Consider the following 20,022-nt stretch of genomic DNA (forward strand, 5'->3'; position numbering starts at 1 on the left):
CTTCCGGTCGGAGCGGGGCGCGCGCCAGCCCGGCGGGGCCAGCCGGGTCGTACGGGGCCCAGCGGCCCGGTACGCGGGAGGTGTGGTCCCCAGGAGCCCCCAGGAGCCCGTGGGAACCTCTAGGAGCGACGGCGCGGTTTACCGCTCCTGGCGCTTTTGCCGCTCTTGCCGCCCTGGGGGCCTCCGGTGCCGCGGCGGCGCCCGGCGCCGGCCGACTTGCCGCCCGACGTACCGGCGGCGGGCTTGCGTCGGGCACCGCCCGCTTCGGCGCGCTTGGCCTTCGGTGACGGTTCGGCGGCGGCCGGGCGGCGGCCGCGGGTGCTGTTGACCGTGCGCCCGCGGACGATCCCGATGAAGTCCTCCACCATGTCGGTGGTGGCGTCCTGCGGCCATGACAGTGCGACCCGCGACGTGGGGGTGTCCGATACCGGCCGGTAGGTGAGGTCCTTGCGGTGGTGCAGGCGGGCGAGGGACTGCGGGACGACCAGGAGTCCCACCCCTGCCGCCACCAGCTCGATGGCGTCCGCCGTGGTGGCGGGCCGCTCGTACGCGGGCAGCCCCGGCGGACGCTCCCAGTCGAGGGTGTCGTCGAGGGGGTGCAGGAGGATCTCGTCGGCGAGCTCCTCGGCACTGACCTCGTCGACGGCCGCCACGAGGTGGTCCTTGGGGATCACGACCACCGTCGTCTCGGTGTAGAGGGGGATCGCGGCCAGGTCCGACCGGTCGACCGGCAGACGTACGAACCCCGCATCGGCCCCGCCGCTCCGCAGCACGTCGAAGGCGTCGGCGGCGGGTACCTGGACGAGGGTGAGGGGGATGTCGGGCAGCCGCTCGTTCCAGATCCGCACCCACTTCGTGGGGGTCACTCCCGGGACGTAGGCGAGCCGGAACGAAGGGGATGCTTCCGAGCCTGTCACGCCGCCAGCGTAACCGGTCGTGGTCGGGGGTAGCGCATACGCTCGATATCCTTGACGGCATGACGTCGCACCAGACCACCCAGACGATGAAGCCCGCCACCGCGGCGAAGAAGCTGGGTGTGTACCTTGAGGCCACCCCCGCCGAGTTCCAGGAGGGCGTCGTCTCGCGCGCCGAGCTGAACGCCCTGCAGGCCGATCCGCCCGAGTGGCTGCGGGAGCTGCGGCGCAACGGCCCGCACCCCCGGCCGGTGGTCGCGGCGAAGCTGGGCGTCTCGATCTCGGGTCTCGCCCGCGGCGGCATCACCGAGGCGCTCACCACCGAGCAGATCGAGGCGCTGAAGCAGGAGCGTCCGGAGTGGCTGGAGCGGGAGCGCGCCACCCAGGCCGAGGTCCGCAAGGAGTCGCAGCGCCTCAAGGAGAAGCGCCTCAAGGAGACGAAGAAGCCGGCCTGAGAGGCTGGCCCAAGGGCTTGACCTGCGCTTTCGCGGGTCGCCCGGGTATTCGCGCAGGACCTTTCCGTCAGGCGGCCCGCACCGAGACGATGCGGGCCGAGGCCTCGACGACGGCCCCGGGTGGGCGGCGGCCCGGTCGAAGCGCAGGATGCCGCTGCCCAGGCCCGTCGTCAGCGGGTTCACACCGTAGTTGACGTACAGCAGGCCGTCCGGTCCGCGCCGGATGCCGCCCTCGCCCCGGTGGGCCCGCGGTCAGTCCAGGTCGTAGCGGAAGGTGTAGGCGACGGAGGGGGCGCCCGGTGTGGCCGTGTAGGCGCCGGTTCCGCTCAGTCCGGTCAATTCCCCGGTGGCCGCGCCCGGCACGACTTCGAAGGTGCAGTGCACGGCCCCGTCGGGCTCGAACGAGCCGCGCTCCTCGACCACGAAGGTGCCCTCGCGCCCGTCGAGCCGACCGGTCAGGAGCTGCATGCCGGTGAAGGTGCCGGTCTTCTCCGTGAGGTAGACGATGGTGTACTCACAGGCGGTGTCGGCGGCCTCGATGCCGCCGGAGAAGGCATTGGTGACGGAGGCGTGCGCGAGCTTGGGGCTCGCCTCGCTCCCGCCGACCGTGCGCTCCTCCCAGTTGGCGAAGGTGAAGTGGCCGCTGGTCTGCGTGGGCATGGTGGTCCTCTCGGTCGGCCGCGACACGGTCCGTGCGCGCGGTGCTGACCAGCATCGACCCCGTACCTGACATCTTCTGTCAGGTACGGCGGACGATGCCGGGACAATGTCCCCATGCGCGCCGACCGGCTTCTCTCCTTGCTGTTGCTCCTTCAGAATCGCGGCCGGATGACCGCTCCCGGACTCGCCGCGGAGCTGGAGGTCTCGGTCCGTACGGTCTACCGGGACGTCGAGGCGCTGATCGCCTCGGGGGTCCCGGTGTGCGTCGACCGCGGACCCGCCGGCGGGTACCGCCTGATGGACGGGTACCGCACCCGGCTGACCGGGCTCACCGACGCCGAGGCGGGCGCGCTGTTCCTCGCCGGCGCCCCCGGACCGGCTCGTGACCTGGGCCTCGGGGCGGTGCTGGCGACCGCTCAGCTGAAGCTGCAGGCCGCCCTCCCGGCGGAAGCGGCGGACAGCACCCGGCGCATCCAGGACCGGTTCCACCTGGACGCACCGGCCTGGTTCCGTGACGCCGATCCGGTTCCGCAGCTCGCGCCGGTCGCCCAGGCGGTGTGGGAACAGCGCACGCTCCGTGCGCACTACCGGCGTTGGGGCGGTGAGGTGCACCGGGAGCTGCACCCGCTCGGCATCGTCCTCAAGGGCGGGCTCTGGTACCTGGTGGCGCGGGCGGAGGGGACGGTGCGGACGTACCGGGTGTCGCGGTTCCTGGCGGTGGAGCTCACCGACGAGGTCTTCGAGCGGCCGGCCGGGTTCGAACTGGCCGCCTATTGGGCGGAGTCCGCCCGGCGACTGGAGGCCGCGCTCCATCAGGGCACGGCCCGGCTGCGGATCTCCCCCAGGGCGCAGCGGCTGCTGCCCATGCAGTTCGGTGCGATCGGCAGCCGGGCCCTGGAGAGCGCCGGGGCGCCGGACGGGGACGGCTGGGTCGAGGTGGAGATGGCGGTCGAGGCGGAGGCCGTCGCGGTGAGCGACCTGCTCCGGCTGGGCGCGGAGGCGGAGGTGCTGGGCCCGCCCGCCCTGCGGCAGGCGATGGCCCGGTCCGTGGCCGTACTCGCCGAGCGCTATGCGACGGCTCCCTGAGAGGTCGTGGGCACCAGGGCGGACCGAACAGCCCACGTCCGCCCTCCTCCTGCCGCCTTCCCGGCCCCTCCGGCACGCCACCGCCGCCCGCCCGTACCCAATCGTTACGCAGGACCAATGGGGCGAGCGAGACACTGCATGGCATAAGCGGCGCGCGGGCCTTGACGGATTCCCGGGGCCCCCAGGAAGCTGAGCCGCCCCCCACGGCAGCCCCCCACGGCAACGTTCCCCTTCCACCGTTGGAATGCCCATGCGCCCGCTTGTTTCCGCAGGCTCGCTCACGGCCGCCGTGGCCGCGGCCCTGCTGACCGCCCCTTCCGCTTACGCCGCCGCCCCCGGCGACAACGGCACCGTGAAGATCCACGACGCCAAGACCGGTGCGGATCTCCTCAAGAACGAGCCCCACGTCTGCACGTTCTACCTCGACTCCTTCGGCTTCGACGGCGCCCAGAAGGTCGAGTGGCACATCGAGGCCTGGGCTCCGACCGCCCACACCAAGGGGGAGACGGTGTCGTCCGGTTCCCTGACGCTGGACGCCGAGGGGCACGGCCGGACGCAGGACCTGTCCCTGCCCGACGGCCACTACAAGCTGTTCTGGAACTTCGCCGGCGAGCACGGCCGGGCCAAGCACAAGGTCTTCTGGACCGACTGCAAGGACGCCGGCGGGCCGGGCGGCGGCAAGCCGTCGGCGTCCGCCACCGCGGGCGGTCCGACGGCCAAGCCGAGCGCCTCGCCGACCTCGTCCGCCCCCGCGGACACCACCCCGACGTCCTCGGCGGCCGCGTCCGCCGCGCCGTCGCCGTCGCCGTCCCGGAAGAGCGGCGACCTGGCCGAGACCGGTAACGGCGCGCCCGTCGGCCTGCTGTCGGCCTCCGCGGCCCTGCTCGTCGCGGGCGGCGGCTACCTGGTGTTCCGCCGCCGCAAGGCACAGCAGCACTGATCCGCGGATACCTCTCCGGGGCCCCTGGCCGCGCCCGCACGGGTGCGGCCAGGGGCCCGGCTTCGTCCAGGACGGCACGGGGGCCGGGCCGCCATACGGCGCGCCCGCCCGGGGCGACCGCTCACCGAGCAGCCGGTGGTGTTCCTGGGCCTGGGCGACTGCGGCGTGGTGGCCGGGGACCCGTCCGGTTTCCCGTGGGTGCCGGCCGACGGCTGCGGTCCGATGGAGGCCGTGAGGTACGACCACGGGCCCCGTGACGCCGCGTTGACCGCACTCGCCGAGCGCTACGCCACGACCCCGCGCCGGCCGGCCCAGCGGATCGCCGAGGAGGCCGAAGCGGAATTCCCCACCTTCGTCGCGGACGTCGACGCACTCGCCGCTGAGCCCTTGGGGAGCGCCCCCGTGAGGGGGGCCGCACCCCGAAAACCGTCCCCGCTCCCCCTTGCGCCCTCCTCAACACCCCTGACCTGCAACCGCGTTGGGCCGCCCATGCGTCTCACACGGCGCTGCTGCTGCCTCTAGAATCCGCAGCAACGGGAAGGGTGGCTCATGACGATCACGGGGGACGTCACCGTCGTCGTGCACGACGCGGACGCCGATGCGCAGGAACTGGACGAACTGGCGCAAGGGCTCCTGGAGGAGTTGCTGGCGCTGGATCTGCCCGACGTCGTACGCGGGCAGGAGCCCGGAGCGGTGGGCGGCAAGAGCGGGGTGGTGTCGTCGCTGACGACGCTGGTGGTGAGTGGCGGCTTCTCGGTCGCCGCGCTGCGGTCCCTGACGCTCGTGGTCCGGGACTGGATCAAGCGCAGCGGAGCCCGTAAGGCCGTGCTGGTCAGCGGGGAGCGGCGGCTGGAGATCGACGGGGTGTCGAAGAGGACGCAGGAGGCGGTGGTGGAGGCCTGGCTCCAGGCGCTGGCCGCCGACGACGCATCCGGCGCGGGTACCGCCTCGCCGTCGGAACCGTCGGAGCCGGCTCCACCGGCGGCCCTGGAGGGGTCGGCGGGAGGGGCCTGATGGCTCGGCGACTTACCGTCGGCCCGATGGTGGTGGGCGTAGGAGGGTCGGGTGGGTGAACGGCGTGCCCTGCTCATCGCCACCGAGCGCTATCTCGACGACTCCCTCCCCCAGTTGCGTTCGCCGGTGCACGACGCCCGGAAGCTGGCCGCGCTCCTGGAAGACCCCGACGTCGGGCAGTTCGATTCCGTGCAGGTGCTGATCGACGAGTCGAAGGCGGTCATCGAGGAGGCCGTCGAGCGGCTCTTCCAGGACCGCGGGGTCGATCTCGCCCTGGTCTACCTGTCCTGCCACGGGCTGAAGGACGGCCGGGGGCGGCTGCACTTCGCGACCGTCAAGTCCAGCCGCGAGATGGTCCGGGCCAGCTCGGTCTCGGCGGAGTTCATCAAGGAGTCGATGGAGTACAGCCGGGCCAAGCAGAAGATCGCCCTGCTGGACTGCTGCTTCTCCGGTGCGTTCGGTGCGTCCAAGGGCGGTGCGGACGCCGAGGACATCCCCCGGCAGTTCGTCGACCGCGGCAGCTATGTGATCACCGCCGCCAACTCCGTCCAGGAGGCCCTGGAGGACGAGACGCCGGGGGCCGGTGCGGCCGAGTGGAGTTCGGTGTTCACCCGCGCGGTGATCGACGGCCTCACCACGGGCCGGGCCGATCTCGACGAGGACGGCTGGGTCACGGCGCAGGAGCTGTACCAGTACGTGGCCGAGGTGGTCGCCCGTACCCACGAGCAGAAGCCCACCTTCTTCGGCAGCGACATCCAGGGCGGCAGCCGGCTGCGGCTGTCGAAGGCGGCCGCGCACGCGCACCGGCCCTTCCCGGGCCTCACCGAGGCCGAGGGTCCGTCGGCCCTGACGACCCTGGACCAGTTGCTGCCGCCGCTGGCGGTGACCGAGGAGCGTGGGCTGTCGGCGGTGGACTGGCGGGACAGCGGCCGTCTGATCACCCCGGTCGGCCGGTCGCACCGCATCGAGGGGCGCCGGGTCCGCACGCACTGTGTGGACCTGTCCGGAGGCGCCGGACACGTGGCGGTCGCCGGCGGTCCGCGCAGCGGCAAGACGCTGCTGCTGCAGACCCTGGTGACGTCGCTGGCCCTGACGCACACCCCGCACGAGGTCGAGTTCCACTGCATCGACTTCGGTGGCGGTGGCTTGCGCCGGCTGACGCATCTGCCGCACGTCCGCGGCATCGCGCACCGCCAGAACCCGGACGAGGTGCACCGCATGGTGGCGCACGCCGTCTGGCTCAACTCCCTGCGGGAGAACGCCTTCGAGCGCCTGCCGTCGATCGACTCCATCGAGGCGTACCGCGGCGCGCGGGCCCGCGGCGACCTCGCCGACCAGCCGGTGGCCGATATGTTCCTCGTGATCGACGGCTGGTCGGAGTTCGCCGAGAACTTCCAGGACCTCGCGGTGGCGCTGCGCGGCATCGGGGCGACGAGCCTGCGGCACGGTGTGCACCTCGCGGTGACCACGCCGCACTGGTCGGCCCTGCCCACGTCGCTGCTGGACGTGATGCTGACCCGCTTCGAGCTGGCGCTCAGCTCCCCCGACGCCTCCCTCGTCCACCCGGAGCCGGCCGCGCGGCTGACCCCGGCGACCCCCGGTGTGGCCCTGTGCACGGACCGGGCCGAGAAACGGTACGTGCACATCGCCCTGCCCCGGACGGACGGCGTCACCGCGGTGGACGATCTGGCGACGGCGGCGGCCGCGCTGGGCCGGCGGGCCCGCACCGGCTGGTCGCGGTCGGCGGCCGACGACATCGCGCCGCCCGTCTCCCGCGTCGCGGATCAGCTCGACTTCACCCAGCTGATGGGGATCGGGGACCCCGGCGCGTTCGACCCCGTCCAGGCGTGGCGGCCGCGCACCGCGCGGGAACGCCTGCGGGTGCCGATCGGCATCGGGCAGGACGGACAGCCGGCCGTGGTGGACCTCAAGGAGGCCGCCCAGGGCGGGATGGGACCGCACGGGCTGTGCGTGGGCTCGACCGGTTCCGGCAAGTCCGAGCTGCTGCGCACCCTGGTGCTGGCGCTGGCGGTCACGCACTCCTCGGAGAACCTCAACTTCATCCTGGCGGACTTCAAGGGCGGTGCGACCTTCGCCGGTATGTCGATGCTGCCGCACGTGGCGGCCGTGATCACCAACCTCGCCGACGACACCGCGCTGATCGACCGGATGCGGGACGCGATCACCGGCGAACTGCAGCGCCGCCAGGAGCTGTTGCGGGACGCCGGCACCTACCCCAACGTCACCGCCTACGAGGACGCCCGGGCCGCCGGGGCACCGCTGGCACCGCTGCCCTCGCTGGTCCTGGTGGTCGACGAGTTCAGCGAACTGCTCACGGCGAAACCCGACTTCATCGAGATGTTCATCCGGATCGGCCGGATCGGCCGCTCGCTGGGCGTCCATATGCTGCTCGCCTCGCAACGGCTGGATGAGGGACGGCTGCGCGGCCTGGACACCTACCTGTCGTACCGGATCGGGCTGCGGACGTTCTCCGCCGCGGAGTCACGGGCGGCGATCGGCGTACCGGACGCCTATCACCTGCCGAGCTCGCCGGGGTCCGGCATCCTCCGCCACGACGGCGACGCCATGTCCCGCTTCAAGGCCGCGTACGTCTCCGGCGTCCACCGGGCTCCGGGCGGGACGTCGGACCCTCCGGATGCGCTCGCCGACACCGTCCTGGACGTGCTGGTGCAGCGGATGGACGGCCGGGGGCCGGCGGCGCACCAGGTGTGGCTGCCACCGCTGGAGGAGTCGGCGACGGTGGACCAGCTGCTGCCGGCGCTCGCGGTGACGGCCGAACGGGGCCTGCACGCGGAGGAGTTCACCTCCGGCACGCTCATGGTGCCCGCGGGGATCGTGGACAGGCCGTACCAGCAGCGGCGCGACATCCGCTACCTGGACTTCTCCGGTGCGGCCGGTCACGGGCTGTTCGTCGGCGGCCCCCAGTCGGGCAAGTCGACCGCGCTGCGCTCGGTGATCGCCGCGTTCGCCCTCACCCACACCCCGCGTGAAGTGCAGTTCTACTGCGTCGACTTCGGTGGCGGCGGCATGTTCGACGTCGCGGGGCTGCCCCATGTCGGTACCGTCGCCTCCCGGCTGGACCCCGACCAGGTCCGCCGTACGATCTCCGAGGTCGCGGGCGTCCTCGACCGCCGCGAGGAGCTCTTCCGGTCCCGGTCCCTCGACTCCATGGCCACCTACCGGAAGCGCCGGGCCGCCGGGCAGTTCCCCGACGAGGCATGGGGCGACGTGTTCCTGGTGATCGACGGCTGGTCGTCGTTCCGGACCGACCACGAGGAGCTGGAGGCCGCGGTCCTCGACATCGCCGGGCGCGGCCTCGGCCTGGGCGTCCATCTCCTCGTCGGCGCCAACCGGTACACCGAGGTCCGGCCCGCGCTGCGCGATCTGCTGCTCAACCGGGTGGAACTGCGCCTGGGCGATCCGCTGGAGTCGGAGGTCGACCGCCGGGAGGCCGAGAACGTGCCGATCGGCCGGCCCGGCCGTGGCCTGTCGCCCGACCGGGACCACTTCCTGACCGCGCTGCCGCGGCTGGACGGCCGCCCGGACCCCGACACGCTCGGGGAGGCCCTGTCGGAGCTGGTGAGCGCGGTGCGGAGGCACTGGAACGGGCCCGTCGCGCCACCGGTCCGGATGCTGCCGGCCCTGCTCGCCGTCGAGGAGTTGCCGAAGCCCGGCGACGGCCCCGCCGGCGGTATTCCGTTCGCCCTCGACGAGGCCGCGCTCAGCCCCGTGCACCTCGACTTCGAGACCGATCCGCTGCTGGTCGTCTACGGCGAGAGCGAGTCGGGCAAGTCCTCACTGCTGCGGCTGCTGGCCCGGCAGGTCGCCGAGCGCCACACACCGGAACGGGCTCTCCTGGTCGTCGCCGACTACCGCCGGTCCCTCCTGGGAGACGTCCCGGACCGTCATATCTCCCACTACTGCGGTATGGGGCCCCAGTTGAAGGAGGTGATCGCCGGGCTCGCCGGTTCGCTGAGCCGGCGGATGCCCGGGCCGGACGTCACGCCCGAGCAGTTGCGCAACCGCAGCTGGTACGACCTGCCGGACGCCTATGTGCTCGTCGACGACTACGACCTGGTGGCGACCAGCAGCGGCAATCCGCTGCAGCCCCTGCTGGAATACCTGCCGTTCGCACGCGATCTGGGTCTGCGGCTGATCCTGGCGCGCAGCTCCTCGGGCGCCGGCCGGGCGTCGTTCGAGCCGGTGATGCAGCGCACCCTCGAACTGGGCGCGCAGGGGCTGCTGCTGTCCGGCGATCCGGGTGAGGGGCAGCTGGTCGGCAACCACCGCGCGCGTCGGCTTCCGCCCGGACGGGCGCTGTTCGTCAACCGCAAGCGGGAGGGACGGCTGGTCCAGACGGCCTGGTCCCCGCCCGGGTGACGCGGCACCCACCCGCGCTCCGTCCGGGGCGGGGCGGGGTGAGGGATGCCGGCGTCCGCTCGGGCTGCATGCAGAGCGGCCCGGGCCCCGAGGGGGTCGCGGCCCGGGCCTTTCGGGTGGGCGGTCAGTCGTTGAGACTGGTGTGGTTCCACCAGCCCTGGCGGCCCACGGTGAAGTCGACGCTCGCGCCGTTCCCGTTGAGCTTGCCCTGGTACTGCTGGCCCTTCTTCAGCGGGCTTTCGAGGAGCTTGTCGTGTGCGTCCTTGATCGACTCGATGACGAAGGTCGGGACCTTCTTCAGGGTCGCCGCGTCGATGGCCGACGCGGGGGCGATGGTGACCGCCTCGTCCCAGTTCGGGCGGGCCGCGAGCTGGTGCGCGAGGTGGATCTCGTCGCCCTCGCCGAACATCAGGTAGGTGAGGTACTCGGGGTAGGGCAGGTTCCCGAGCCGGCGGAAGTGGCGGACGTCCTCCTTCTTGCACTCCACCTCGGTCTCGGTCGTCGTCATCTGCTGGAAGTCACGGTTCCCCTGCGCGTCGACGACGACCCGCTCCAGGTGGACCGTGAAGACCTTGCCCTGCTGGAGCTCCGGAAGCTCGAAGTGGTGCGGACAGCGCAGCGAGTAGTAGACCCGCTCGCTCTCGTGCTGCGCCAGGTCCTTGAGGTACATGTCCCGCAGTTCACCGTCGTCCTTGATGGTGAAGGTGAAGACCGCCTGGTAGTCGTGGCCGGACTGCGGGTTGTACAGCGCCAGGTGGTAGAAGAACAGCTTCTTCTTGCCGAGGATCAGGAAGCGGTGGATGTGCTCGTGTCCGGCGTGGCCGGATTCTCGGTGGGTGCTCATGGTGAGGTCTCGCCTTTCGTGTGGGGGGAGTCGGGGTGGATGACGGTGTCCGGGTGGTGCTGCCGTCGGGCCCAGAAGGGGCGGTCGGGCCAGCGGGTCTCCCGGGCGTGCACGACACGGTGGTCGTGCCGGTAGGCCCTGCGGGCCGTGGCGACCTGTGCCGCGTAGCCGGCCAGTGCCGTGCGGTCGCCGTGGAGCCGGGCGTGCACCGCCCGGCCCGCGCTCAGCCCGGTGTAGAGGGCGGTGAGGATGCCCTGGGAACTGAGCGGGTCGAAGGCGGCCGCCGCGTCGCCGGCGGCCGTCCAGCCGTCGCCGTGCACCCGCTCCAGATAGGCGGTGTGCGCGGCGGCCCGGCGGGGTGGTGGGAGGTGGCCGATCCCGTGCGGGCGGGCCCGGTCGGCGACGTGCCGGGTGGCCAGCAGCCGCTCGCGGAACCGTTCCGCGCCGCGCCCGTCGGCGACCGGCAGGTCGGGGTCGGTGAAGTAGGCGACCAGGCGGTGCCGGGAGGGCAGCAGGGCCGTGTACCACCAGCCGTCCTGGTCGGATTCAACCAGCGAGCGGCCGTCGGCGGTGTGCTGCGGGGCCGGGTCCAGGGTCAGGTGGAGGGCGGTCAGCCGGTCTCCGGTCCGCCGCCGGGCGCCGGCGCGGACGGCGATCGCCGCACCCCGCCCGGTGGCGTCCAGCACCCAGCGGCAGCGGACCGTGCGTTCCTCGTCCCCGCGGGAGCGGTCGCGCAGGGCGAGCCGCCAGGTGCCGTCCGGTTGCCGGGCGGGGCGCCGTACGGCGGTGCGTTCGGCGACGTCGGCCCCGGCCGCGCGGGCGGCGGCGCGCAGCCTGCGGTCGAACAGCGCCCGGTCCAGGTGCCAGCCGTGCCCGTACGGGTCGTGGAGGAAGTCCACGGCGTGCAGTTCGGACGAGCCCCAGGCGGACAGGTTGCCGTGGCAGGGCAGATGGCCGGTGCCCAGGACGGACCGGTCCACGCCGAGGTCGGCGAGGAGCAGCCGCGCCACGGAGACCAGCGCCTCACCGGGCTTGGGCGGTCCGGTGCCGGCGTCGGCCAGCAGGACCGTGCGCCCGGCCCGTACGAGGGCGAGCGCGGCGGCGCAGCCTGCCGGACCGCCGCCCGCCACCACGACGTCGTAGGCGGGCGCCGGGGTCACGGGGAGCCGTGCAGGGGGTCGAGCTTCTCCAGATATCCGGCAGCGATCGCCGTCTCGTCGTAGCCGGTGGCCTCCTTGACCTCCTGCACCGCCTGGAGCACGAGGTCCGCCTCGACGGACTCGGCCGGGATGCTGCCGCTCCAGGCGTCGGCCGCGGCGGCCAGTTGGGGCACTCCCGCCTCGGGCACCTGGATGTTCAGGAGGTTGGCGTGGTCGGGGGCCGGCGGGTACCCGGGCTCGGACTCCACCTGCATGTACCGGGGGAACTTCCCGTCGCCCACCCGGTACTCCTGGGTCCGGACCACGCCGAACTTGTACCAGTCGTCGATCATCTGGCGGCGCTGGACGTTGAAGTCGGTGCCCTTCAGGCCACGCAGCCACACCGCCCGGTTCTCGAAGGCGTTCTCCCTGGCGCTGTCGTCGCTGCCGGTCGGCTTGGTGTTGACGGTGTCGAAGTCGGCCTGCTTCAGCACGTGGTTGGGCACCTGGGCGGGCCAGAAGGTCGGCAGATAGGGGCTGTAGCGGGGGCCGAGCCCGGCACGTACCTCGTAGCCGGAGCGGCAGCTCGCCGCGTCGCACTGCCAGGGGGCGGCCATCCAGCGGGTGAGGTCGCCGGGCCCCTGCGCGTACAGCGGGCCGTTCTTGCCGAGGGCGTCCGCGATGCTGAGCACATCGCCGTAGTCGCGTTCCGGGTTCTCCGGGGTGCGGTGCAGGATGCGGAACGGTTCGGAGTACATGGTCTTGTGCCGCACCGGCCAGGTGACCTCGCAGCCGGGATGGAAGGCGTCGGCGGCGCAGTGCTCCAGCGCGCCGCGGTCCAGCAGGCGCGGTTGTTCGGCGGCGGGCGCCTGGTCGACGTCGGGGTAGCCGGTGCGGGGCGGGCCGGAGGTGAAGTGGCCCTCGGCCCACAGCGCCAGCATCCGGTCCTGGGTGGGAGAGAGGGTGATGTGCTGCCGGATGGAGTGGGGCTTGCTGGCCATGGCGTCGCCGTAGATCCACGGCCAGGGGACGGGGGAGATGCCGTCCCGGCAGTAGTCGCGCATCTGGACGTAGATCTGGCGACGGAGTTCGCGGCTGGCCGGGCCCGGGTCGGCGAGCCGCTTGCGGAGGTCCGGGTCGCGGAAGTCGTGCGGTCCCTTCCAGCCGAACTGGGTGGCGAAGCCGTGGTTGACCCACTGCAGATCGCAGAACCGGCCCAGCAGCGGTTCGATGTGGTCCGGGTACGAGACCTGGGGCTCGACGGGCAGTGTCTGTTCGGTGACGAACACGTCGTAGAGCAGGTCGTAGAGGGTGCGGACGGTCTTCACGCCGGGGGCGTAGTGCGGCGGGGCGACCACGACCCAGCCGGGGGTCGCGGCTTTCGTCACGCCGTTGATCGTGACCTCCGCCGTCACCGGGCCGTCGGAGACGTCGTCGTACCAGGTGTCATTGTTGGTGACGCCGGTGATCGGCTTCTCCGGGGTGGCCCAGGAGGCCGACTTGCCGATGCCGCCGACGACCAGGAGGCGGCCGTCCTGCTGGGTGGAGATGGACCCCAGGGAAACCGGTTTGTCCATGATCTTGCCGTCGAAGGTGGCGGTCTCCTGTGCGGAGGCGCGGATTTCCTTGCGGCCGGGGTCGATGACGAGTTTCTTCCGGTCCGGGCCCGTGACGTCGCTATTGCGGCGGCACCGCTGGTTGTCCGGCAGGGCGGTGGCTTCGGGAATGTCGAGCGGAATGTGGAACTGGTACCAGGCGGCCTTCTTGTTGGCGAGGTGCACGGACCATTTGATGTCCGTCACGCCGTCCTGGCCCTGCTTCAGTTCCTTGACGACCTCCCCCTTCTCGTTGTAGCCGTAGATGCGGAATCGGGCGGCCTGCCGGATGATCTTGCCGGAGCCGTCCTTGTACGATTCGATGGGCAGTGCCGGCTGATCCGGTGATTCCGGGCCGATGTAAGGCGGCTGGTCACTGTTGCCCACACGGGCTATGCCGATGGCCGGGTGAATCTTTATCTGTACGATCTGCTTGTCCACGGAAGAGCCTTCCTTGGGGTGGGGCCACGAATGCCCACCGCTGGCTCAACCGTAGGAACACCTCAATTCGGAACGCCCCCGCAAGGCGTCGCAATGAGTGCACGAATTCACCCCTTCGGCCGTCCCGGAGCCGATATCGCCCGCCGTCGTTCCACGGCCCGTGACGACGGGCGATCCGGCACCGGGACCCCGGCGGACAGGGTCAGACGGGCGCCGGGAGGTCGCGGATCAGGTCCGCCGCCTTTTCGGCGATCATGATCGTGGGGGCGTTGGTGTTGCCCCGTACGACGGTGGGCATCACGGAGGCGTCCACCACCCGCAGCCCGCGCACGCCGTGCACCGTGAGGCGCGGGTCGACGACGGGACCGATGGCGCAGCTGCCCGCCGGGTGGTACAGGGTGTGCAGTTCGCGCCGGATGAAGTCCAGCAGGCCCTGGTCCGTCAGGGACGCGGGGTGGCGGAAGTCGGCCCTGCGGTGCTTGCGCAGGCTGGGCCGGTCGGCGAGGTCCAGCAGCAGCCTGACCGCGCGGACCATCGTGGCCCGGTCCTCCTCGGTGACCAGGTAGTTGTGCAGGATGCGCGGCTGCGCGCTGGGGATCGCGGAGCGCAGCGAGACCTTGCCCCGGCTGGTGGGGGTGAGCAGCGCCGCGCCCACCATGAACGCGTGGTCGGTGACCGCGCCGAGGCCCTCCTCGTGGAACATCACCGGGGTGGCGTGCACCTGGATGTCGGGGGCTTCGAGGCCGTCGAGCGTGCGGTGGAAACCGCCGGCCTCGCCGACGTTGGAGGTGAGCGGGCCGGTCCCGTGGTCCTCCAACTCCCGTACGTTCTCCGGGGTTTCGGCGGTCATCAGGGACGGTGTGTCGGTCAGGAAGATGAGGCCGACGTGCGGGTGGTCCTGGAGGTTCTCCCCCACCGGGAGGTCGACGCGGACGGTGATGCCGTGGGCCGCCAGTTCCTCGGCCGGTCCGATCCCGGACAGCATCAGCAGCTGCGGGGAGTTGTACGCGCCGGCGGAGAGCACCACTTCGCGGTCCGCCCGCCGCCGCAGCAACTCCCCGCCGCGGTCCAGCTCGACGCCGGTCGCGCGGTCGCCGTCGAACAGCACGCGGGTGCACTGGGCTCCGGTGAGCACGTCGAGGTTCGGCCGGCTCAGGGCGGGCCGCAGGTAGCCGACGGCGGTGCTGCAGCGCAGACCGGCTCGCTGGGTGAGGTGGTAGTGGCCGACGCCGTCCTGTTCCGGGCCGTTGAAGTCGCTGGTGAGGGGGTGGCCCGCCTCCTGTGCCGCCGCCACGTAGGCGGCCATCAAGGGGTGGCGGGAGCGGCCCTCGCTGACCGTGAGCGGCCCGCCGGTGCCGTGCCAGGGCGAGGGCGGCCCCTGGAAGTCCTCGGCGCGCAGGAAGTACGGCAGGACGTCGTCCCAGCCCCACCGCTCGGCGCCGGCGGCGGCCCAGGCGTCGTAGTCGCGCCGGTTGCCCCGGATGTAGATCATGGCGTTCATGGACGACGACCCGCCAAGCATGCGGCCCCTGGGGAGGGCCCGGCGGCGGCCGTCCAGCCCCGGTTCGCAGTCGCTGAGATAGCGCCAGTCGTACTTCGTCTGGAACAGCTTGGCCAGCGCGGCCGGTACGTGGATCTCCCGGGCGTCGTCCGGCGGCCCCGCCTCGACGAGCAGCACGCGGACGTCCTCGTCCTCGCTGAGCCGGGCTGCCAGTACGCACCCCGCCGATCCGGCACCCACGATGATGTAGTCGTACACCGTCCCGTCCCCTCCCCAACGCGGTGGTGGAAGCCCCCACCCAAGCCGCATCGGCCGGTCCCCCACACCGGGAAACCGGCCATTGTCGGACGGCCCGTGCGGTCCGGCGACGGGCAGGCAGACCTCGCCCTCGTCACCGGCCGACGGGCCGGGTGGACCGTGCCTAGGCGTCGCTCATCCGGGGCATCTCGCCGGCGGTCGTGGTCGTGTCGATGACGGCGAAGGCCGCGCCCTGCGGGTCGGCGAGGGCGGCGAAACGGCCGAAGGGGCTGTCCATGGGGCCGAAGTACAGCCGGCCGCCGAGCTTCTTCGCCGCGGCCACGGCGTCGTCGCAGTTCGCAACGGTGAAATAGACCTGGATGTAGGACGGGACCTCGGCCGGGAATTCGTCCCCCATTTTCATCCGGCCGAGCACCGGATTTCCGGAGTCGCCGAGGCTGAAGACCTTGAAGTCCATGCCCTGAGCCTCGGGGCCGTCACCGGGTTCGATCTTCTTCGCGGAAAACGGGAACACCGCCTTGAGGAAGGCGTCGGCCTTTTCCGGGGCGCGCGTGAACACCTCGGCCCAGCAGTACGCACCCGGTTCGGCCACCTTCTCGAATCCGTGGTGTTCACCGGCCTGCCAGACGCCGAAGACGGCACCGCTGGGCTCCTTGGCGAGCACCATCGAGCCGAACGAACCGACCTGCATCGGCTCCATGAGGAGGGTGCCGCCGGCGCCCTTGATCTTCTCCGCGGTCTTCGCCACGTCGGGGGACGCGAAATACAGGCACCAGGCGGACGGCACGTCATCTCCACCGGGCATCGGCGGGACGACTGCGGCGACGGCCTTACCGCCGGAATACGCCTGGGTGTAATTGCCGTACTCACTGGCCGCCTCGCCGAAGGTCCAGCCGAGCACCTCGCCGTAGAAGCTCTTGGCGCCTTCGACGTCCTTGAACATCGCGTCCGCCCAGCAGGGGGCGCCTTCCGGGAAATCGCTCATGGTGTGCCTCACTCCCTCCGACTTTCACGCTAGGCGCGCGGGGTGCGGTCCGCGCGCCGAACGGAGTGCGGCGCCCGCCGGATGGCTACTCGAACCGCGCGGTGTCGCCCGCGCCGCGCCGTACGATCTCGGGTTCGCCGCCGGAGAAGTCGATGACGGTGGTCGGTTCGGTGCCGCAGTCGCCGGAGTCGACCACGGCGTCCACCACGTGGTCGAGCCGTTCCTTGATCTCCCAGCCCTGCGTCATCGGCTCGTCCTCGTCGGGCAGCAGCAGGGTGCTGGAGAGCAGCGGTTCACCGAGTTCGGCGAGCAGGGCCTGGGCGACGACGTGGTCGGGGATCCGGACCCCGACGGTCTTCTTCTTCGGGTGCTGCAGCTGCCGCGGGACCTCCCGGGTCGCGGGGAGGATGAAGGTGTAACTCCCGGGCGTCGCGGCCTTGATGGCGCGGAAGACGTCGTTGTCGACGTGCACGAACTGCCCCAGCTGCGCGAAGTTCTGGCACAGCAGGGTGAAGTGGTGGCGCTCGTCGAGGTTCCGGATCGACCGGATCCGACTCATGCCGTCCCGACTGCCCAGCTGGCATCCGAGCGCGTAGCACGAGTCCGTCGGATACGCGACGAGGGAGCCGGAGCGGATGCTGTCCGCGATGGTGGTGAGGGTGCGCCGCTGGGGGTTTTCCGGGTGGACATCGAAGTACTTCGCCATCCGCCGAGTCTAGGTGATCGGGGCTGCTACGCCGGGGCGGCCGGGCAGGGCCGAGGCGGGCGGACGGGCAGGGGCCGAGGCAGACGGCCGGGCGAGGCCGAGGCAGACGGCCAGGCGACGCCAAGGCAGCAGCCGGGCAGGGCCGAGGCAGGCGGTCGCGGTCCGGGCGGCCGGGCGCCCGGCGCGCGAAGGCGGCACGGCGTAAGGGGAATTCGTACCGGCACGTCCCCGACGGGCGGACCGGCGCCTTCCCCGGTCGGCGCATCCGGAGGGACGGGGGCACGATGGAAGCCGGGGCAGTGGAAGGAGTGCCCGGGTGAGCGCAGCCGAAGACCCCGGGACCCCGCCGGCCGGCGACGGGCCCGAGGACGGTCTGCCGCAAGGCCGGTGGTCCCCGCCGAGCGGGCTGATGGACCTCCTCGGTGTGGCCGCCGTGCTCGTGGACGCGGACGGCCGGATCGCGCTGTGGAGCCCGCAGGCCGAGGACCTGTACGGCTACACCGCCGAGGAGGCCCTGGGTCAGTACGCTGCGCCACTGCTCGTCCACGAAGAGCACTGGGACCTGGTGCTGAAGAAGTTCGCCGAGGTCATGGAGACCGGCCGGAGCTGGGGCGGGACGTTCCCGGTCCGGCACAAGGACGGCACCGCGCGCATGGTGGAGCTGCGCAGCATGCGCCTGCTGGACGACCGCGGCGACTTCTACGCCCTCGGGCTCGCCACCGACTCACCGACCCTGCGCGAGCTGGAACGGGACGTCGCGCTGTCCACCCGGCTGATCTCCCAGTCCCCCATCGGACTGGCGATCCTCGACACCGGACTGCGGTACGTGGCCGTGAACCCGGCCCTGGAACGGATGCACGGCATCCCCGCCAAGGAGCACCTGGGCCGGCACTACCGCGAGATCATGACCGCCGCGAAGTTCGAGGTGCCCGAGACCGCGATGCGGCAGGTCCTGAAGACCGGCACGCCCATGGTCGACCAGACCACGATCGTCGGTCACACCCCCGCCGACCCGGGCCGGCTGCACGCCTGGTCGATCTCGCTGTACCGGCTGGACGACCCCCAGGGCCGGGTGCTGGGGGTGGCCGACCTCGTGGTCGACGTCACCGACCGCTACCAGGCCGCCATGGAGGCCACCGAGGCCCGGCGCCGGCTGGCCCTGGTCGCCGACGGCACCGCCCGTATCGGCACCACCCTGGAGGTCCGGCAGACCGCCCGTGAGCTGGCCGAGGTCACCGTCCCCGAACTGGCCGACGTGGTCACCGTCGACGTGCTGGACTCCGTCCTGGACGAGCACCGCCACGACGCCGCCGAGGGGCCCGCGCTCTTCCGCGCCCTCGCGGTGAAGGCCGCCTACCCCACCGAGGCCGTCCAGGCCGCCGATCCGCCCGGCCAGATCGTCGCCTACGCCCCCGACCGCCTGGCCACCCAGTGCGTCCGCACCGGCCGCCCGATCCTGGTGTCGCACACCGACGACCGGGACCTCGCCCGCATCGCCCGGGACGCCCCCGCCGCCGCCCGGATGGCCCGGGCCGGGGTGCACTCCTACCTGCTGGCCCCGCTCACCGCCCGGGGCCAGATCCTCGGCTTCCTGGGGATGTCCCGGGCCCGCACCCCGCAGCCGTTCGACGAGGACGACCTCGCCCTCGCCGGTGAGCTGGCCGCCCGCGCCGCGGTGTGCATCGACAACGCCCGGTCGCACCAGAGCGTGCGCAACGCCGCCGAGACCCTCCAGCGCAGCCTGCTCCCGGACCACCCGCCGCAGCTCCCCGGCCTGCAGATCGCCTCCCGCTACCGGCCCGCACAGGCCACGTACGAGATCGGCGGCGACTGGTACGACGTACTGCCGCTGGAGGGCGACCGGACCGCGCTCGTCGTCGGCGACGTCATGGGCAGCGGCATCGACGCGGCCGCGACCATGGGCCGGCTGCGCACCGCGACCAGCGCCTTCGCCGACCTCGACCTGGATCCCGCGCAGGTGCTGACGCACCTCGACAAGATCACCTCGGCGCTGGAGCACTACATCGCGACCTGCGTCTACGCGATCTACGACCCGCGCCGGGCCGCCTGCCACCTGGCCACCGCCGGCCATCTGCCGCCGGTCCTGGTGCGCCGCGGCCGGCACCCCGCGTTCCTCGACCTGCCGACCGGCACCCCGCTCGGGGTCGGCGGCGTCCCGTTCGAGAACACCACGGTGCACCTCGATCCCGGCGACCAGCTCGTCCTGTACACCGACGGGCTGGTCGAGACCCGCCACCACTCCCTCGACGAGCGTCTGGACACCCTGCTGCGCCTGCTGGACGCGCCGGACCGCTCCCTGGAGGACACCTGCGACCGCCTCCTCCGCGAGCTACGCCGTCCGGAGGACCCCGACGACGTCGCGCTTCTCATTGCGCGTTGCCTTTGACGGTCCGCTGCGCTTGGCCTTGTCTCCCCACGTACCTGGCTTTCGCGCCGCGGGGGTTGCTCGCCGGTGCGCGCGGTGCCACCCACGTACCTGTCTGCGGCGCCGCGGGGCGTCTCGCCGTTGCGCGCTGTGCGGCGCCGCGTACGTTGTCGACTGTCCCGCCGTGAGGCGTCTCGCCGTTGCGCCTGGCGGCGGGCGTGGTGTTTTCGGGTGCGGTGACAGCCCTCCAGACTTCGTCCTCCGGTCTGTCCCCTCCCGTGGGTGGGGGTGAGGGGCCGGTGGGGGCGGGCCTTGTGGTTCGGCCGCCACACGCCTCGTGTCGTGTATCGCCTTGTGCCGTACCTCGCCTCGTGTCGTATGTCGCCTTGCGTCGTACGTCGCCGCGTGTCGTATGTCGCCTCGTGCCGTACGTCGCCTCGTGCCGTACGTCGCCTTGCGCCGTACCTCGCCTCATGCAGTGTCGGGAATACCCGCCCCGGCCCGTCGAGTTGAGGCCCAGCAGGGGGCTCTCGCACCCCCTACGGGATCTGTTCGACCCTCCCCTACGGGACGCCACGCCCCCTTGCATGCCCCAACGTCCACCCCCACCCACCGCATTCCCACCCCCAACGGGAGGGGACGGGCCGGAGGGGCCTGGTGTGTGGACGTAAAGCACGGGTACCAGCGCAGCTGGTTC

The 20,022-nt window shown here is 72.1% G+C and carries 14 protein-coding genes; 6 read left to right on the forward strand and 8 right to left on the reverse strand.

Annotated features, from left to right (window positions below; translation table 11 throughout):
- Positions 1-119 precede the first annotated feature (119 nt).
- Positions 120-917, reverse strand: coding sequence for a LysR family transcriptional regulator substrate-binding protein (locus AB0G35_RS28805; RefSeq protein WP_360955566.1), 798 nt, complete (start codon positions 915-917; stop codon positions 120-122).
- A 59-nt stretch (positions 918-976) separates the two neighbouring features.
- Between AB0G35_RS28805 and AB0G35_RS28810 the strand changes: the two genes are divergently transcribed.
- A complete protein-coding gene (locus AB0G35_RS28810) occupies positions 977-1,369 on the forward strand; it encodes a DUF5997 family protein (RefSeq protein ID WP_360955568.1) in 393 nt (130 codons plus the stop codon).
- 252 nt (positions 1,370-1,621) lie between these two features.
- On the opposite strand, the gene AB0G35_RS28815 is transcribed toward AB0G35_RS28810, so the two are convergent.
- Entirely contained in the window at positions 1,622-2,029 is a 408-nt protein-coding gene (locus AB0G35_RS28815; RefSeq protein WP_360955570.1) for a DUF3224 domain-containing protein, read from the reverse strand.
- 114 nt (positions 2,030-2,143) lie between these two features.
- On the opposite strand from AB0G35_RS28815, the gene AB0G35_RS28820 reads away from it, so the two are divergent.
- From AB0G35_RS28820 to eccCb, 4 genes are all read left to right on the forward strand, one after another.
- On the forward strand, positions 2,144-3,115 hold the full coding sequence (locus AB0G35_RS28820; protein WP_360955572.1) for a WYL domain-containing protein: 972 nt from the start codon (positions 2,144-2,146) through the stop codon (positions 3,113-3,115).
- 250 nt (positions 3,116-3,365) lie between these two features.
- A complete protein-coding gene (locus AB0G35_RS28825; RefSeq protein ID WP_360955574.1) occupies positions 3,366-4,055 on the forward strand; it encodes an LPXTG cell wall anchor domain-containing protein in 690 nt (229 codons plus the stop codon).
- Positions 4,056-4,604: 549 nt separating this feature from the next.
- On the forward strand, positions 4,605-5,069 hold the full coding sequence (locus AB0G35_RS28830; protein WP_360955576.1) for a hypothetical protein: 465 nt from the start codon (positions 4,605-4,607) through the stop codon (positions 5,067-5,069).
- 51 nt (positions 5,070-5,120) lie between these two features.
- The gene (eccCb, locus tag AB0G35_RS28835) at positions 5,121-9,470 is read left to right on the forward strand and encodes a type VII secretion protein EccCb (protein WP_360955578.1); all 4,350 of its coding nucleotides are present in this window, start codon (positions 5,121-5,123) and stop codon (positions 9,468-9,470) included.
- Between the two features lie 124 nt (positions 9,471-9,594).
- Here eccCb and AB0G35_RS28840 read toward each other — a convergent pair whose 3' ends face one another.
- From AB0G35_RS28840 to AB0G35_RS28865, 6 genes are all read right to left on the reverse strand, one after another.
- A complete protein-coding gene (locus tag AB0G35_RS28840; protein ID WP_360955580.1) occupies positions 9,595-10,314 on the reverse strand; it encodes a hypothetical protein in 720 nt (239 codons plus the stop codon).
- Entirely contained in the window at positions 10,311-11,474 is a 1,164-nt protein-coding gene (locus AB0G35_RS28845) for an FAD-dependent monooxygenase (protein ID WP_360955582.1), read from the reverse strand. Before AB0G35_RS28845 ends, AB0G35_RS28840 begins: the two co-directional genes overlap by 4 nt.
- On the reverse strand, positions 11,471-13,489 hold the full coding sequence (locus AB0G35_RS28850; protein WP_360955584.1) for a LodA/GoxA family CTQ-dependent oxidase: 2,019 nt from the start codon (positions 13,487-13,489) through the stop codon (positions 11,471-11,473). Before AB0G35_RS28850 ends, AB0G35_RS28845 begins: the two co-directional genes overlap by 4 nt.
- 202 nt (positions 13,490-13,691) lie before the next feature.
- Positions 13,692-15,248 (reverse strand): GMC family oxidoreductase N-terminal domain-containing protein, encoded by a 1,557-nt coding sequence (locus AB0G35_RS28855; RefSeq protein WP_360955586.1) that lies wholly within the window; start codon positions 15,246-15,248, stop codon positions 13,692-13,694.
- A 163-nt stretch (positions 15,249-15,411) separates the two neighbouring features.
- Positions 15,412-16,233, reverse strand: coding sequence for a VOC family protein (locus tag AB0G35_RS28860; protein WP_360955588.1), 822 nt, complete (start codon positions 16,231-16,233; stop codon positions 15,412-15,414).
- An 85-nt stretch (positions 16,234-16,318) separates the two neighbouring features.
- A complete protein-coding gene (locus AB0G35_RS28865; RefSeq protein WP_360955590.1) occupies positions 16,319-16,939 on the reverse strand; it encodes an L-threonylcarbamoyladenylate synthase in 621 nt (206 codons plus the stop codon).
- 373 nt (positions 16,940-17,312) lie between these two features.
- Between AB0G35_RS28865 and AB0G35_RS28870 the strand changes: the two genes are divergently transcribed.
- Positions 17,313-19,346: a SpoIIE family protein phosphatase gene (locus AB0G35_RS28870; RefSeq protein ID WP_360955596.1), complete on the forward strand. Its 2,034-nt coding sequence runs from the start codon at positions 17,313-17,315 to the stop codon at positions 19,344-19,346.
- The last annotated feature ends 676 nt before the right edge of the window (positions 19,347-20,022 follow it).

The organism is Streptomyces sp. NPDC021749, from assembly GCF_040640655.1.
GTDB lineage: Bacteria > Actinomycetota > Actinomycetes > Streptomycetales > Streptomycetaceae > Streptomyces.

Excerpts from the sequence above, each read along its gene's own strand:
- AB0G35_RS28840 (WP_360955580.1), bottom strand. The coding sequence starts at position 10,314 with ATGAGCACCCACCGAGAATCCGGCCACGCCGGACACGAGCACATCCAC.
- AB0G35_RS28825 (WP_360955574.1), top strand. The coding sequence starts at position 3,366 with ATGCGCCCGCTTGTTTCCGCAGGCTCGCTCACGGCCGCCGTGGCCGCG.
- AB0G35_RS28830 (WP_360955576.1), top strand. The coding sequence starts at position 4,605 with ATGACGATCACGGGGGACGTCACCGTCGTCGTGCACGACGCGGACGCC.
- AB0G35_RS28860 (WP_360955588.1), bottom strand. The coding sequence starts at position 16,233 with ATGAGCGATTTCCCGGAAGGCGCCCCCTGCTGGGCGGACGCGATGTTC.
- AB0G35_RS28815 (WP_360955570.1), bottom strand. The coding sequence starts at position 2,029 with ATGCCCACGCAGACCAGCGGCCACTTCACCTTCGCCAACTGGGAGGAG.
- AB0G35_RS28865 (WP_360955590.1), bottom strand. The coding sequence starts at position 16,939 with ATGGCGAAGTACTTCGATGTCCACCCGGAAAACCCCCAGCGGCGCACC.
- AB0G35_RS28820 (WP_360955572.1), top strand. The coding sequence starts at position 2,144 with ATGCGCGCCGACCGGCTTCTCTCCTTGCTGTTGCTCCTTCAGAATCGC.
- AB0G35_RS28810 (WP_360955568.1), top strand. The coding sequence starts at position 977 with ATGACGTCGCACCAGACCACCCAGACGATGAAGCCCGCCACCGCGGCG.